Origin of the sequence: Micromonospora salmantinae, assembly GCF_022230905.1 — a bacterium.
In the GTDB taxonomy this organism is placed as follows: domain Bacteria; phylum Actinomycetota; class Actinomycetes; order Mycobacteriales; family Micromonosporaceae; genus Micromonospora; species Micromonospora salmantinae.
Genome location: NZ_JAKKFG010000027.1, coordinates 72,075 through 86,907 on the forward strand (window position 1 = coordinate 72,075; position 14,833 = coordinate 86,907).

Annotated in this window: 11 protein-coding genes and 1 rRNA gene; 5 read left to right on the forward strand and 7 right to left on the reverse strand. The window is 71.3% G+C overall.

Annotation, left to right across the window (positions count from 1 at the left end; genetic code table 11):
- Positions 1 to 46 precede the first annotated feature (46 nt).
- Positions 47 to 1,414 carry a hypothetical protein gene (locus PSH03_RS21390; protein ID WP_238690215.1) on the forward strand — a complete coding sequence of 456 codons (1,368 nt, stop codon included), beginning with the start codon at positions 47 to 49 and terminating at the stop codon, positions 1,412 to 1,414.
- Between the two features lie 202 nt (positions 1,415 to 1,616).
- Here the strand turns inward: PSH03_RS21390 and PSH03_RS21395 are convergent, their stop codons facing one another.
- Positions 1,617 to 2,306, reverse strand: a complete 690-nt coding sequence (locus PSH03_RS21395) for a lysophospholipid acyltransferase family protein (protein ID WP_238690205.1) — start codon at positions 2,304 to 2,306, stop codon at positions 1,617 to 1,619.
- Positions 2,307 to 2,411: 105 nt separating this feature from the next.
- The gene (ileS, locus tag PSH03_RS21400) at positions 2,412 to 5,558 is read right to left on the reverse strand and encodes an isoleucine--tRNA ligase (RefSeq protein ID WP_238690206.1); all 3,147 of its coding nucleotides are present in this window, start codon (positions 5,556 to 5,558) and stop codon (positions 2,412 to 2,414) included.
- A 391-nt stretch (positions 5,559 to 5,949) separates the two neighbouring features.
- On the opposite strand from ileS, the gene PSH03_RS21405 reads away from it, so the two are divergent.
- Together PSH03_RS21405 and sigJ are read left to right on the forward strand one after the other, a co-directional pair.
- Entirely contained in the window at positions 5,950 to 6,381 is a 432-nt protein-coding gene (locus PSH03_RS21405) for a carboxymuconolactone decarboxylase family protein (protein WP_247669840.1), read from the forward strand.
- On the forward strand, positions 6,378 to 7,256 hold the full coding sequence (sigJ, locus tag PSH03_RS21410; protein ID WP_238690207.1) for an RNA polymerase sigma factor SigJ: 879 nt from the start codon (positions 6,378 to 6,380) through the stop codon (positions 7,254 to 7,256). Before PSH03_RS21405 ends, sigJ begins: the two co-directional genes overlap by 4 nt.
- A 37-nt stretch (positions 7,257 to 7,293) precedes the next feature.
- Here the strand turns inward: sigJ and ndk are convergent, their stop codons facing one another.
- The gene (gene ndk / locus PSH03_RS21415; RefSeq protein WP_088949743.1) at positions 7,294 to 7,719 is read right to left on the reverse strand and encodes a nucleoside-diphosphate kinase; all 426 of its coding nucleotides are present in this window, start codon (positions 7,717 to 7,719) and stop codon (positions 7,294 to 7,296) included.
- A gap of 141 nt (positions 7,720 to 7,860) precedes the next feature.
- On the opposite strand from ndk, the gene PSH03_RS21420 reads away from it, so the two are divergent.
- The gene (locus PSH03_RS21420; RefSeq protein WP_238690208.1) at positions 7,861 to 9,387 is read left to right on the forward strand and encodes a VOC family protein; all 1,527 of its coding nucleotides are present in this window, start codon (positions 7,861 to 7,863) and stop codon (positions 9,385 to 9,387) included.
- A gap of 37 nt (positions 9,388 to 9,424) precedes the next feature.
- Here PSH03_RS21420 and PSH03_RS21425 read toward each other — a convergent pair whose 3' ends face one another.
- From PSH03_RS21425 to PSH03_RS21435, 3 genes are read right to left on the reverse strand one after another with little or no spacing between them, the layout of a single operon-like run.
- A complete protein-coding gene (locus PSH03_RS21425; RefSeq protein WP_238690209.1) occupies positions 9,425 to 9,859 on the reverse strand; it encodes a DUF4233 domain-containing protein in 435 nt (144 codons plus the stop codon).
- On the reverse strand, positions 9,856 to 11,190 hold the full coding sequence (locus PSH03_RS21430) for a bifunctional folylpolyglutamate synthase/dihydrofolate synthase (protein WP_238690210.1): 1,335 nt from the start codon (positions 11,188 to 11,190) through the stop codon (positions 9,856 to 9,858). The genes PSH03_RS21425 and PSH03_RS21430 overlap by 4 nt, the downstream gene beginning before the upstream one ends.
- Positions 11,187 to 13,805 (reverse strand): valine--tRNA ligase, encoded by a 2,619-nt coding sequence (locus PSH03_RS21435; RefSeq protein ID WP_210785316.1) that lies wholly within the window; start codon positions 13,803 to 13,805, stop codon positions 11,187 to 11,189. The genes PSH03_RS21430 and PSH03_RS21435 overlap by 4 nt, the downstream gene beginning before the upstream one ends.
- A 69-nt stretch (positions 13,806 to 13,874) precedes the next feature.
- Here PSH03_RS21435 and PSH03_RS21440 point away from each other — a divergent pair, with 69 nt between their 5' ends.
- Positions 13,875 to 14,561, forward strand: coding sequence for a hypothetical protein (locus tag PSH03_RS21440; RefSeq protein WP_238690211.1), 687 nt, complete (start codon positions 13,875 to 13,877; stop codon positions 14,559 to 14,561).
- Between the two features lie 155 nt (positions 14,562 to 14,716).
- Here the strand turns inward: PSH03_RS21440 and rrf are convergent.
- Positions 14,717 to 14,833 (reverse strand): 5S ribosomal RNA (gene rrf / locus PSH03_RS21445).

Genomic DNA, 14,833 nt, shown 5'->3' on the forward strand with positions numbered 1-14,833 from the left:
GCGGCGCGGTATTAACCTCGGTTCGGCGCGAGAGGAGATTGCCGCGATGCCGGAGCCCCAGCCGGGAGCACGGCCGGCCGAGGGGAGCACCCCGGGCGCGGAGCCGGAGCGGGACCGGGCGGTCGCCGACGAGCCGACCTCCCCACCCGTACCCCCGGACCAGCCGGAACCCTCGGACCAGCCAGAACCCTCGGACCACCCGGAACCCCCGGACCACCCGGACCACCCGGACCGGCCGGAACCCTCGGACCACCCGGAACCCCCGGACCACCCGGACCGGCCGGAACCCTCGGACCAGCCGGAACCCTCGGGTCAGCCGGAGCCTGCCGCGACCGCGGAGGTCCCGGCGCCCAGGTGGAGCGGTTCGGCCCCGGTGCCACCGCCGCTGCCCCGCCGACCCGCCTGGGGCGAGTCGGCCGAGCCGACCCCGCCCCCGCCGGTGGCCGTCGGGCCGCCGGAGCACCAGACCCCGGTCGACCCGTGGGCCGGCGTGGACACCGGCGGCTGGGACCTGCCCTCCGCCGAACTGCCCCCGCTGCCGCCCACGATGTCGTATCCGACGCCGCCGGACACCAGACAGTGGTCCGGGCCGCCCGCTCCTCCGGCCCCATCGCGGGACACCCGGCAGTGGTCCGGGCCGCCCGCTCCCCCGGCCGAGCCGTATCCGGTGCCGCCGCCGGCCGCCCCGAGCGCACCCCGGGCCATCGGACCCCTGGTGCCGGCCCGACCGATGTCGCCACCCGCGCCACCCGCGCCGCCGAAGGTGCCGAAGCAGCGCCGGGGTCGGCGATCCACCGCGCCACCGCCATCGCCGCCGCCCGGTTGGCAGGCCCCCAAGGGGTACGTGCCGGTGCCGGTCCGCCGACGACGCCGCTGGCCGTGGCTGCTGCTGCTCACCCTGGCCTGCTGTTGTGGCTGCCCCGCCTACTACGGGTTCCCGATCTCGGCCCAGTACCCGGCGCGCGCGGCCCTGCCCGTCCAGGTGGACGACCTCAGCCTGCGACAGGACAGCCGCAGCACGGAGACCGCCAAGAAGTTGGAGAACGAGGTACGCAAGGAGCACTGGCTGGCCGAGGACACGTTCGCCGGCGTCTACGCCACGACGAGCGGCAAGCGGGTGACGGTCTTCGGCGGCACCGGCTTCCGGCTGAGCCCGGAGTCGGACGCGGAGGCCGAGATCAGCCGGCTCACCAAGCAGTACGCGTTGGATGCCCCGGAGAGCGTGGACACCGGTGTGCGGGGCAGACACGAACGGTGCGCGGTGGGTAGCGCCGACGGCAGTGCCGTGGTGGTCTGCACGTCGGTCGACCACGGCAGCATCGCCACCGGCGTGTTCACCCGACTCTCCGTCGCCGACAGCGCCGACCTGCTGGGCACCCTGCGCGCCCAGATCGTCCAGCCCGAGCGGGGCTGAGCCGCACCCCGGGCGGCACGCGCACGGGCGGCGGCAGTCGTGACGTAGCGTCACGGCGCACCGAGGCCACAAGGCGGAAGGCGGTATACCTCTGAGTCATATTTATGACTCAGAGGTATACCGCCTTCGAGACCGGGTGCCTCGCGGCCGGGAGGCCAAGGGCCAGGAGGCCAAGGGCCGGGGCAGGGTGCGCCCGGCGGGGTCAGGCGTCGCGGGTCGGGTCCGGATGGGCGCGCGGCGGGGCGTAGCGGGGCACGTACTCCTGGCCGGTGAGCTTCTGGATCTCACTCATCAGCTCGTCGGTCATCTGCCGCAGCGAGGTGCGGTCGTCCGGTCGGCCGGTGAAGTCCAGCGGCTTGCCGAATCGAACCGTGATCTTGGCAGTGCCCGGCCGGGGCACCCGGGCACCGATCGGCTGCGCCTTGTCCGTGCCGATCATGCCGACCGGGATGATCGGCACGCCGGCCGAGATGGCCAGCCGGGCCGCGCCGGTCCGCCCCCGGTAGAGCTTGCCGTCCGGCGAGCGGGTGCCCTCCGGGTAGACCACCACCAGGTCACCGCCCTTGAGCGCCGGGATCGCCGCGTCGAACGCGGACAGCGCCGCCCGGCCACCGGCCCGCTCGACCGGGATCGCACCCAGGCCGGTGAGGACGAACTTGGAGATCGCACCCTTCACGCCGGCGCCCTTGAAATACTCCGACTTGGCCCAGAACGCCAGGTGCCGGGGCACTACCGTGCCGAGGAACAACTCGTCGGCCACCGAGAGGTGGTTGCCGGCGAAGACAGCGCCACCGATCTCCGGCACGTGTTCCAGCCCCTCCACGGTCGGGCGGAACGCCAACCGCAGCGTGGGCGCCACGGTGAGCTTGCCGATGGTGTAGAGCAGGGGCACTGGTCCTCCGGCAGATCAGGTGCGAACAGGCGGTGTCACGGTAGCGGACGCCTCCACACCTCCCGGACGGAGGTGGTGAGGCGCCCGCACCCTGGCGATGGTCCGTTATACCCGGCGGACGACCACAGTTACCCGCTCACCATCGCCGACCTCGCCGGCGAAGCCCTCCAGGCCCTCGGCGAAGTCCACCGAGTCGGCCAGCACCTCCGCGGCGACGAAGTCGACGTACGCGGACACCGCCGCGCGTACCTCGTCGGACGCCGACACCGACACCACGATCCGGTCCGAGACGTCCAGGTCGGCGTCCCGACGGGCCTGCTGCACCACCCGCACCACGTCGCGGGCCAGCCCTTCGGCTGCCAACTCCGGGGTGACGTCGGTGTCCAGCACCACCACGCCCTCGCCGCCGGGCAACGGCGCGGAGTGCTCGGCGTCGGCGGCGACCAGGCGCAACTCGTACTCACCCTCGGCGAGGGTGACGCCGGCGGCCACCGGGGCGCCGTCGACCAGCTCCCACTCGCCCGCCTTGACCGCCTTGATCACCTGCTGCACCTGCTTGCCGACCCGCGGGCCGAGCGCCCGGGGCACCACCGTCAACACCTGCTCGCAGTACGCGGACAGCTCCGCGCTGAACTCCACTGTCTTCACGTTGACCTCGTCGGCGACCAGGTCGGCGAACGGCCGCAGCTGCTCCGCGGCCGGCGAGGCCACCGTCAGCTTCGACAGCGGCAGTCGCACCCGCAGCCCCTTGGCCTTGCGCAGCGAAAGCGCCGCCGAGGCGACCGCCCGCACGTTGTCCATCGCGGCGACCAGGTCGTGGTCGGCCGGGAACTCGCTCGCCTCCGGCCAGTCGGTCAGGTGCACCGAACGCTCCCCGGTCAGGCCACGCCAGATCTCCTCGGCGGTCAGCGGCGCGAGCGGCGCCACCACCCGGCAGAGGGTCTCCAGCACCGTCGACAGGGTGTCGAAGGCGTTGGCGTCACCGGACCAGAACCGGTCCCGGGACCGGCGCACGTACCAGTTGGTCAGCGCGTCCAGGTAGGACCGGACGGTGGCGCAGGCACCGGAGATGTCGTACGCGTCCATCTGCGCGCCGACAGTGGACACCAGCTCGTTCGTCTTCGCCAGCACGTACCGGTCGAGCAGGTGGGTGGAGTCGGTGCGCCGCCGTGCCTGGTACCCGTCGGCGTTGGCGTAGAGCGTGAAGAAATACCACACGTTCCACAGCGGCAGCAGCACCTGCCGGACGGCGTCGCGGATGCCCGCCTCGGTGACCGCCATGTCCCCACCGCGCAGCACCGGCGAGGACATCAGCATCCAGCGCATCGCGTCCGAGCCGTACGCGTCGAAGACGTGGTAGACGTCCGGGTAGTTGCGCAGGCTCTTGGACATCTTGCGCCCGTCCGAGCCGAGCAGGATGCCGTGGCTCAGGCAGTTGCGGAACGCCGGCCGGTCGAACAGCGCGGTGGCCAGCACGTGCATGGTGTAGAACCAGCCGCGGGTCTGCCCGATGTACTCGACGATGAAGTCACCCGGGTAGTGGTGCTCGAACCAGTCGGCGTTCTCGAACGGGTAGTGCACCTGGGCGAACGGCATCGACCCGGACTCGAACCAGCAGTCCAGCACCTCCGGCACCCGGCGCATCATCGACTGACCGGTCGGGTCGTCCGGGTTGGGGCGGACCAGGTCGTCCACCGCCGGCCGGTGCAGGTCGGTCAGGCGCACGCCGAAGTCCCGCTCGATGTCGGCCAGCGAACCGTAGACGTCCAGGCGCGGGTAGCTCGGGTCGTCGGACTTCCACGCCGGGATCGGCGAGCCCCAGAACCGGTTCCGGCTGATCGACCAGTCCCGGGCGTTGGCCAGCCACTTGCCGAACGAGCCGTCCTTGATGTGGCCGGGCGTCCAGTTGATCTCCTGGTTCAGCTCGACCATCCGGTCCCGGAACTGTGTCACCGCGACGAACCACGACGACACCGCCTTGTAGACCAGCGGGGTGTCGCAACGCCAGCAGTGCGGGTACGAGTGGGTGTAGGTGTCCTGCTTGAGCACCACCCCCCGGTCCTTCAGCTCCCGGATCACCGGCTTGTTGACGTCGAAGACCTGCTCACCCTGGTACGGCGGGACCAGCGCGGTGAACCGGGTGTGGTCGTCCACGGTGACGATGGTGGGGATGCCGGCGGCGTTGCAGACGTTCTGGTCGTCCTCACCGAAGGCCGGGGCCAGGTGCACGATCCCGGTGCCGTCCTCGGTGGTGACGAACTCCGCGCCGAGCACCTGGTAGGCGTTCTCCCCGGCCTGCTCGACGAGGAAGTCGAACAGCGGCGTGTAGCGGCGCCCGACCAGGTCCCGGCCGTACACCGTGCCGACCTGCTCGTAGGACTCCAGCTCCTTGGCGTACGCGGCCAGCCGCGCCGCCCCCACCAGGTAGCGGTCGCCGTCGCGTTCGAGCACCGCGTACTCGATGTCGGGTCCGACGGCGAGCGCCAGGTTCGACGGCAGGGTCCACGGCGTGGTGGTCCAGACGCCCAGCTTGACCGGCCCGCGCACCAGCTCCGGCGCGGACTCGTCGGCGGTCAGCTCGAACCACACCGACAGGGTGGGGTCGTGCCGGTCCCGGTAGACGTCGTCCATCCGGGTCTCGGTGTTCGACAGCGGCGTCTCACAGCGCCAGCAGTACGCCAGCACCCGGAAGCCCTCGTAGATCAGACCCTTGTCGTGCAGGGTCTTGAAGGCCCACATGACGCTTTCCATGTAGTCCAGGTCGAGGGTCTTGTAGTCGTTGGTGAAGTCGACCCAGCGGGCCTGCCGGTTGATGTACCGCTCCCAGTCCTGGGTGAACTCCAGCACCGAGGTACGGCAAGCCTCGTTGAACCGGTCCACGCCCAGGTCGATGATCTCCGCCTTGCTGGTGATGCCGAGTTGCTTCTCGGCCACCACCTCGGCGGGCAGGCCGTGGCAGTCCCAGCCGAAGCGCCGCTCGACGTGCCGGCCGCGCATGGTCTGGTAGCGCGGCACCACGTCCTTGACGTAGCCGGTGAAGAGGTGACCGTAGTGCGGCAGGCCGTTGGCGAACGGCGGACCGTCGTAGAAGACGTACTCGTTCTTGCCGTCCGTGCCGGCGGGGCGGGCCTCGATGCTGGCCTCGAAGGTCTTGTCGGCCGTCCAGTGCTCCAGCACCCGGCGCTCGACCGCGGGCAGGTCCGGGCTCGCCGGGACACCGGCGGCGGTCGGGTCGTGCAACGGATAGGCCATCGGGGGTCGCTCTCCTCGTGCAGTCACTCAACGTGGGACTGCGAGGACGAACCTTCCGGGGTACGCCTGGAACGGCGCTCCCGTGGCCCGCGGTACCACCCCGCTTGGCGGTCAGGATCGACCGCCCGCTCATTGCCGGCTGTGACGGGCCGCACCCGTCCGGTTCTACTGGGCCGGTTGCCCGGCTGTTCTTCCGGAGGCTCACCGGTGATGGCCGGGTCATCGCCTTACGAGGTCCAACGATACTCGACGCGCCCACCGCCACGCCGTCGAGCCGCCCACCCCGACCACCTCGCCGGCATGAGCGGGGTCACAGCCCCGGTTGTCACGACCCACCCCTGCCCAACCGTCGTATCGGCGTCGAACCGATCAGGAGGTAGTCGTGCAACGGATGAACCCGACCGAGGTCGTACCGCAGGCGTACAAGGCCGTCATGGGGTTGGAGAAGTACGTCCAGACGAACGTCGATCGCACAGTGCTGGAGCTGGTGAAGCTGCGGGCGTCGATGATCAACGGGTGCGCGTACTGCGTGGACATGCACAGCCGGGACGCGCTCGCCGACGGCGAGTCGAGCCGGCGGCTGTTCGCGGTCGCCACCTGGCGGGAGGCGCCCTTCTTCGACGAGCGGGAGCGGGCCGCGCTGGCCCTCACCGACGCGGTCACCCGGCTCGGCGAGCACGGGGTGCCGGACGAGGTGTGGGATGACGCCGCGAAGGTCTGGTCGGAGAAGGAACTGGCCGACCTCGTCATCGCGATTGCCACAATCAACGTGTGGAATCGGATCGGGGTGACGATGCGGCTGGAGCCTCCGGCCCAGGCGTGACCACCGAGGCGGCAGCGGAGGCGGCCGATGCGCTCGAGGCGCACCGACCGATGCTGCTTGGGCTCGCGTACCGCCTGCTCGGCAGCCGGCACGACGCGGAGGACGTGCTCCAGGAGGCGTACCTGCGCTGGCTGGGTGTGGACCGGGCCCGCGTCGAGGAGCCGCGCCGGTACTTGTCCCGGGTGGTCACCCGGCTGGCCCTGGACCGGCTGCGCGCCCGGCAGGCGGCCCGCGAGACGTACGTCGGGACGTGGCTGCCCGAGCCGGTGCCGACCGCGCCCTCGCCGTTCGGGCCGTTGGACCGGGTGGAGCTACGCGACTCGCTCTCCACCGCGTTGCTGCACGTCCTGGAGCGGCTCACCCCGCCGGAGCGGGCGGTGTACGTCCTGCACACGGCCTTCGACCTGCCGTACGCGGAGATCGCCGAGATCCTGGACCGGTCCGTCGCCGACTGTCGGCAGCTGTACCACCGGGCGACCGCGCGGGTACGGCAGGAGCAGCGTCGGTTCACGGCCAGCCGCCCGGAGCGGGAGCGGCTGCTGGACGCGTTTCTCGCCGCCGCCCGCGACGGTGACCTGGCGAGGCTCACCGACCTGGTGGCCGCCGACGCCACCGCGTGGAACGACGGCGGCGGCCGGGCGCGGGCCGCCCTCAACCCGGTCACCGGCGCCGACCGGATCGCCCGGTTCTACGCCGGGGTGTACGGCCCGCGTCACCGAGTGGCGATGGATCCGGTCGAGCTCAACGGGGAACCGGCGATGTTGATCACCCGCGCGGACGGCAGTCGGTACACGCTGACCATCGCGGCGGCCGACGGACGGATCACCGGGATCTACGTGGTCGGCAACCCGGCGAAGGTGCCGGCGGTCGGCTGAACCCGGGCGTCGTCGGTCGGCACCGGGCCGGTGGGCGTCAGCCCAGCTCGGGGAACCAGAGCGCGATCTCGCGCTTGGCGCTGTCCGTCGAGTCGGAGGCGTGCACCAGGTTCTCCCGGTTGGACAGCGAGAGGTCACCCCGGATGGTGCCGGCGGCGGCCTTGCGTCCGTCGGTGGCGCCGACCAGCCCGCGGACCACGTCGATGACCTGGTCGCCGGAGAGCACCAGGGCGACCAGCGGGCCGCCGGTCATGAAGTCCTTCAGCGGCGGGTAGAACGCCTTGTCGACGTGCTCGGCGTAGTGCTCGTCGGCGAGCGCGGCATCCATCGTCCGGTGCGCCATCGCGTCGATCCGCAGCCCCTTGCGCTCGAAGCGGGAGAGGACCTCGCCGACCAGGCCGCGGCGGACCGCGTCGGGCTTGATCAGAACGAGGCTGCGCTCATCCGGGCTGTTGCTGGACACGCTGGGTTCCTCCTGTACGCGCTGAACGCTGCGGATCGGTACGGTCAGCCTAGCGACCCGGTCCCGGCGCCGGCGCGGCGGCCGGTCTTTCCCCCGGTGGCCGATCCGGCCTAGCCTGGTCCTGACCCCGGGAGGTCCACTGTGGCGAATGGCGGGAACCGACCCATCGCGCCGGTACGCAAGCTGATCGGCGCGGTGCTGGGCACCGTGGCCACGTTCGTCGTCCTGTTCGGGCTCGGCATGACGAGTTGGGCCATCGTGGCCCTCGGGGTCGCCCTGCTGGTGCTGGCGATCGCGCTGGCGACCGTACGCGGCGGCGGTCGCACGTGGGTCGTCGGCGTCGGGCACGTGCACAGCGCCTCCGAACCACCCACCCAGTACGCGTTCGGCCGCTGCGAACTGCAACTGGTGATTGACGCCCCTGGTCTGCCGCCGCGGTCCAAGAAGATCATCGAGCCGAGAGTGCCGGTCTCCAAGTGGCCGTCGCTGGGCCAGACCCTGCCGATCCGGGTCGCGTTGGACGACCAGCGGCACGTCAAGGTCCTCTGGGACGAGGTGTCTACCCATGCCGAGACCGCCGCTGCCGTCGCCGATCTCCCACCGGAGTTCGCCGACGCGGAGGCGATGGACGAGCTGTTGATCCAGCAGGACGCGCCGCCGTGGGCCGACCGCGCACCCGACGAGGACTTCCGCGACGACTTCCGTGACCCGGTCGGTGACCCGGTCGGTGACCCGTTCCGGGATCCGGTCGGTGACCCGTTCCGCGACCCGCTCGGTGACCCGCTGCGCACCGACCCTTCGCGCGCCGACCTCCGGCGCGACGACCTCAGGCGCGACGACCCGGGCGTCGTGCCCGAGGAGCGCGAGCCCGTGGTGATGCATCAGAGCCCGGGTGGTCCGGTGGTGTTGGAGGGCGTCGTCGTCGAGCCGCAGGCCGGTGGGCTGCCTCGACGGGCAACCACCCCGGCACCGCGCCCGCCCGCCGAGGAGCGCTTCGACGAGCCCGCCGCCGACCGGTTCGACGCTTCGGAGCAGAGCGGCACGACCGCCCCACCCGCCGAGGACCCCGTCGAGCAGCCCAGCGCACAGCGCTTCGACCCGCCGCCCGCGCAGCGCTTCGACCCACCGCCCGTGCAGCGGTCCGGCCCGGGAGCGGCCGACCCGCTGGACCCACTCGACCTTCCGCTGGACGATCCCTCCCCGACCGGGGCCGCACGCACGACCGTGATCGACGAGGAACTGGACCAGGCGGTCTTCGGGTTCGACGCCGACTCGGCCGCGGACCCGGCCGCGCCGATCAGCGGGGTGGGCCTCACCCTGCTGGTCACCGACCTGCCCCGGTCGCTCAATTTCTACCGCGACGTGCTCGGCTTCAGCGAGGTCGACCAGGGTGCCCACAACGCCGTCCTGGCCTCCGGGTCGACCCGGATCGTCCTGCGCGAGGTGACCGGGGCGGCGCCCATCAGCCGCCGACTCGTGCACGTCAACCTTGAGGTGAGCGACATCGAGGCGGCGTACGAGCGGTTGCGCGAGTCGGGCGTCCGCTTCACGTACGCGCCCCGGGTGGTCAACCGGGGCACCAAGCTGGAGGGGTGGGCGGCGGCCTTCCGCGACCCGGATGGCCACGGCGTCGCCCTCACCCAGTGGCGCGAACGCGCCGACGCCTGACCCGGCCCGCCTTCGGACGGCGCGACCGGGTCCGGCGTCAGCCGAGAATGACGCGGCGAACGTGCAACGCGTACGCCCAGACCAGGGCGAAGATGATGCCCAGCCCGAGCAGCGACCAGTGCAGCAGACCGCCCAGCAACAGCAGGCCCTGGAGCACGGTGCCGGCGTTCCAGGCCCACTGACGACGCATCATGCCGGCGAGCACCACGGCGGCCACCGCCAGTGCCACCACCGCACCGATCGCGGCGCCGCCGAGGTTCCCGCCGACCACCCGGATCGGCTGGATCGCCAGCAACAGCACCAGCGCCTCCAGGCTGAGCGTGCCAGCACCGAGACCGCGTACCGCGCGCTCCGGGTTGCGCAACCCGGAGCGTCGCGGCTGCCCGGCCGTGGGCTCCTCCCCCACCGGCTGCTCGACCGGCGCGCCGGTCGGGTCCTCGGTGGGGTGCGGGTCCCGCTCCGGGCTGGTCATCGCTTCAACAGCCGGCGCGCGTCGGCGACAGTCACCACGGACCCCGTGACCAGCACCCCGACGCCGCTCAGCTCACCGGGGACGTCCTCCTCGGCCATCGCCACCGCCAGCTCGATCGCGTCCGGCATCTCCTCGGCCGAGGCCACCCGCTCGTCGCCGAAGATCTCGGCGGCCAGCGCGGCGAGTTCCTCCGTCGGCATCGCCCGTGGCGAGCTGTTGCGGGTGACCACCACCTGGTCGACCACCGGCTCCAGCAGCTCCAGCAGCGCTTCCGCGTCCTTGTCGGCCAGTACGCCGATCACGGCCACCAGCTTGCTGAACGCGAACTCCTCCTGGAGCGCGGTGACTGTGGCCTTCATGCCGTGCGGGTTGTGCGCACCGTCCAGCAGGATGGTCGGGGCGTTGCGGACCCGCTCCAGCCGACCCGGGGAGCTGGTCGAGGCGAAGCCCTCCCGGACTGCCTCGATGTCCAGCTGACGTCGAGCCCCCGCACCCAGGAACGCCTCCACGGCGGCGAGCGCCATTGCCGCGTTCTGCGCCTGGTGGGCACCGTGCAGCGGAATGAACACGTCGTCGTACACGCCACCCAGCCCCTGCAGGGTGAGCACCTGACCGCCGACCGCGACCGCCCGACCCAGCACGCCGAACTCGCCGCCCTCCCGGGCGATGGTGGCCCCGACCTCGGCGCAGCGTTCGAGGAGGGGGCCAGCGGCCTCCTCCTCCTGGGCCGCCGAGATCACTGTGGCTCCCGGGTGGATGATGCCGGCCTTGGCCAGCGCGATGTCCTGAAGCGTGTCACCGAGCCACTCGGTGTGGTCCAGCCCGATCGGGGTGATCACACAGACCCCGGCCTGGAGGACGTTCGTGGCGTCCTCGGCACCGCCGAGGCCCACCTCGACCACAGCGATGTCGACCGGCGCGTCGGCGAAGGTGGCGAACGCCAGCGCGGTGGTCATGTCGAAGTACGTCAGCGGCTCGTCCGACCGCGCGTCGACCAGCTCGGCCAGCGGTTTGATCTCCCGGTACACCGACGCGAACCGTTCCTCGCTGACCGGCTCCCCGTCCAGACTGATCCGCTCCCGGACGGTCTCCAGGTGCGGGCTGGTGTACCGCCCGGTGTGCAGCCCGTGCGCCCGCAACAGCGAATCGATCATCCGGGCGGTGGAGGTCTTGCCGTTGGTGCCGGTCAGGTGGATCGCCGGGTACGCCCGCTGCGGGCTGCCGAGCAGGTCGAGCAGCGACTCGATCCGGTCCAGCTCGAAGACCATGCGGGTGAAGCCACGGGCGTTCAGCTCGGCCTCGACGGCGGCGAATTCGGTACGGTCGGTCACGAGGGCAGTGTCTCCAGAGCAGCGTTGATCCGGACCAGGTCGGCCTCGGCGGTGGCGAGCCGGTCGCGGATCTTCGCGACCACCGGCTCGGGGGCCTTGCCGATGAAGGCAGGGTTGTCGAGCTTCGCCCGGGCCTGCGCGACCTCCTTCTCGGCCGCCGCGCGGTCCTTCGTCAGCCGGGCCCGCTCGGCGCCCACGTCGATCGACCCCCGGGTGTCCAACGCGACACCGACCGCGCCGGGCATGGCCAACGTGGCGCTGGCCTGGAAGTCGTCACCGGCCGGATCCAACCGGACCAGCGAACGGATCAGCGGCTCGTGGGCAGCGATACCCGCGCCGGACAGCCCGTCCAGGCGGGCAGCCACCCGCTGCGTGGGGCGCAGCCCCTGGTCGGAACGGAACCGACGGATCTCGGTGACCACCCGCTGCACGCCGACCAGCTCGGCCTCGGCGGCGTCGTCGACCAGCGACCGGTCGGCCACCGGCCAGGCGGCGGCCTGCACCGTCTCGCCGCCGGTCAGCGCGAGCCACAGCTCCTCGGTGACGAACGGGATGACCGGGTGCAACAGCCGCAGCAGTTGGTCGAGCACGTGCCCGAGCACCCGACGGCTGGCCTCCGCGCGCTCACCGCCCTCGGCGAGCACCGGCTTGCTCAGCTCGACGTACCAGTCGCAGACGTCGTCCCAGGCGAAGTGGTACAGCAGGTCGCACACCTTGGCGAACTCGTACGCCTCGAACTGCTCGTCGACCTCGGCGGTGACGTGCGCCAACCGGGACAGGATCCACCGGTCGACGGTGGAGAGCTGCTCGGTGGGGGGCAGGTCGCCACTGGTGTGCGCGCCGTTCATCAGGGCGAACCGGGTGGCGTTCCAGAGCTTGTTGCAGAAGTTGCGGGAGCCCTGGCACCACTCCTCGCTGACCGGGACGTCCTGGCCGGGGTTCGCGCCCCGCGCCAGGGTGAACCGGGTGGCGTCGGCGCCGTACCGGTCGATCCAGTCCAGCGGGTCGACCACGTTGCCGAACGACTTCGACATCTTCTTGCCGAACTGGTCGCGGACCATGCCGTGCAGCGCGACCACGTCGAAGGGCGGCCGGCCGTCCATCGCGTAGAGGCCGAACATCATCATCCGGGCGACCCAGAAGAACAGGATGTCGTACCCGGTGACCAGCACGCTGGTCGGGTAGAACTTCGCCAGGTCCGGGGTCTGCTCGGGCCAGCCCAGTGTGGAGAACGGCCACAGGCCGCTGGAGAACCAGGTGTCCAGGACGTCCTCGTCCTGGTGCCAGCCCTCGCCGGTCGGCGGCGCCTCGTCGGGGCCGACGCAGACGATCTCCCCCGCCGGGCCGTACCAGACCGGGATGCGGTGCCCCCACCACAGTTGCCGGGAGATGCACCAGTCGTGCATGTTGTCGACCCAGGCGAAGTAACGCTTGGCCAGCTCGGCCGGCTCGATGCGCACCCGGCCGTCGCGCACCGCGTCACCCGCGGCCTGGGCCAGCGGGGCGGTGTTGACGAACCACTGCAGCGACAGCCGCGGCTCGACGGTCGTCTTGCACCGCGAGCAGTGCCCGACCGCGTGCACGTACGGGCGCTTCTCGGCGACGATCAGGCCCTGCTCCCGCAACGCCGCCACGATCGCGGGTCGCGCCTCGAACCGGTCCAACCCCTCGAACGGGCCGGGCACGGTGATCACACCGCGCTCGTCCATCACGGTCAGCGCGGGCAGGTCGTGCCGCTGGCCGATCTCGAAGTCGTTCGGGTCGTGGGCCGGCGTCACCTTGACCATGCCGGTGCCGAAGGACGGGTCGACGTGCGCGTCGGCGACGATCGGGATCCGACGGCCGGTCAATGGCAGCTCGACCTCGGTGCCGATCAGGTGCTGGTAGCGCTCGTCGTCGGGGTGCACCGCCACGGCGGTGTCGCCGAGCATCGTCTCGGCCCGGGTGGTGGCCACCACGACCTCGTCGCTGTAGCGGATCGAGATCAGCTCGCCGTCGTCGTCGGTGTGCTCGACCTCGATGTCGGAGAGCGCCGTGAGGCAGCGCGGACACCAGTTGATGATCCGGTTGGCCCGGTAGATCAGGCCGTCGTCGAAGAGCTTCTTGAAGATCGTCTGGACGGCGCGGGTCAGCCCCGCGTCCATGGTGAAGCGCTCGCGGTCCCAGTCGACGGAGTCGCCGAGGCGGCGCATCTGGCCGAGGATGGCGCCACCGGACTCGGCCTTCCACTGCCAGACCCGCTCGACGAACTTCTCCCGGCCGAGATCGTGCCGGGACAGACCCTCGGCGGCGAGCTGACGCTCGACCAGGTTCTGGGTGGCGATGCCGGCGTGGTCCATGCCCGGCAGCCACAGCGCCTCGAAGCCCTGCATCCGCTTACGCCGGGTCAACGCGTCCATCAGCGTGTGCTCGAACGCGTGGCCCATGTGCAGTGAGCCGGTGACGTTCGGCGGCGGGATGACGATGGTGAAGGGGGGCTTGTCGCTGTCGGCGGAGGCCCGGAAGTGCCCGCCGGCTACCCACTGCTCGTACCGTCGCTGCTCTACCTCACCGGGCTGGTACTGGCCGGCAAGGGTCGGGGCGTCGGGGCGTCGGGCATCCAGTCTCTCGGTCACCGGACAAGTCTACGGAGGGCTTCCGCAGACCTGACGTGCGCCACCTGCCGTTCGCGTACGGTGTCGGCTATGTCCGACGCACATCTCACCGAGCGGTCGCGCGACGGCGGCCGCGAGCCGGTCGAGCTGACCGAAGAGCCGATCCAGCTGAGCACCCGGGACCCCGGAGGCGACCCCGACGAGCGGCCCAGCGGCTGGTCACGCCGCCGCAAGATCGGTTGGACGGTCGCACTGGTGGTCGGTCTCGCCGGTGCCGGCGTGCTTGGTGTCGGTGGGTGGCGGGTGGCGCAACAGAAGGACACCCAACTGGCCTCACCCGATCGGGTGGCGGGTCTGACCCGCGACGACAGCGAACGGGCGAAGAGCACTGCCGACTATCTGCGTAGCGGTCTGGCGGCGAACATCGAACTGGACCGCAGTTTCGGGACTGTCTACCGCGACCCGGCCGACGACAAGCGCTCCGTGCTCATCTTCGGGGGCACCACCCTGCTCTGGCAGCCGGAACGGGACCTGGACAGCCTCTTCCGCCTGATGTCGGACGAGACCGGTGCGGTGAACGGTCTGCGGGAGCTGCCCGCGGGCGATCTCGGCGGGGTGCTGAAGTGTGGCAGCACCAGCGGCGAGGGCGGCGACTTCGCGGTGTGCGGCTGGGCCGACCACGGCAGCGTGGTCATGGCGATGTTCCCGGGCCGGGCGGTCAGCGACGCCGGCGGCCTGCTGCGCAACCTGCGCGACGGCATGCAGACCCGAAACTGACCCGCCCAGACCGCAGACCGGGTTCGGCGCCCTGAACCCCGCTCCCGGCGTCTCAAAGTCATCGGATGCCCCCCTATCAGGGAAAGACCACCCAAAAAAAGGGGGGGCAGACGCAGATAAGCCACCCCCGGTGGGGGTGGCTTATCTGGAAGATTGTCCGGCGGCGTCCTACTCTCCCACACCCTCACGAGTGCAGTACCATCGGCGCTGGAGGGCTTAGCTTCCGGGTTCGGAATGTAACCGGGCGTTTCCCCTCCGCCATGACCGCCCTA

Bases quoted from the DNA above. Each gene is read 5' to 3' on its own strand.
- PSH03_RS21390 (WP_238690215.1), top strand. From the start codon at position 47: ATGCCGGAGCCCCAGCCGGGAGCACGGCCGGCCGAGGGGAGCACCCCG.
- ileS (WP_238690206.1), bottom strand. From the start codon at position 5,558: ATGGCCTATCCGTTGCACGACCCGACCGCCGCCGGTGTCCCGGCGAGC.
- PSH03_RS21405 (WP_247669840.1), top strand. From the start codon at position 5,950: ATGAACCCGACCGAGGTCGTACCGCAGGCGTACAAGGCCGTCATGGGG.
- PSH03_RS21425 (WP_238690209.1), bottom strand. From the start codon at position 9,859: ATGACCAGCCCGGAGCGGGACCCGCACCCCACCGAGGACCCGACCGGC.
- PSH03_RS21440 (WP_238690211.1), top strand. From the start codon at position 13,875: ATGTCCGACGCACATCTCACCGAGCGGTCGCGCGACGGCGGCCGCGAG.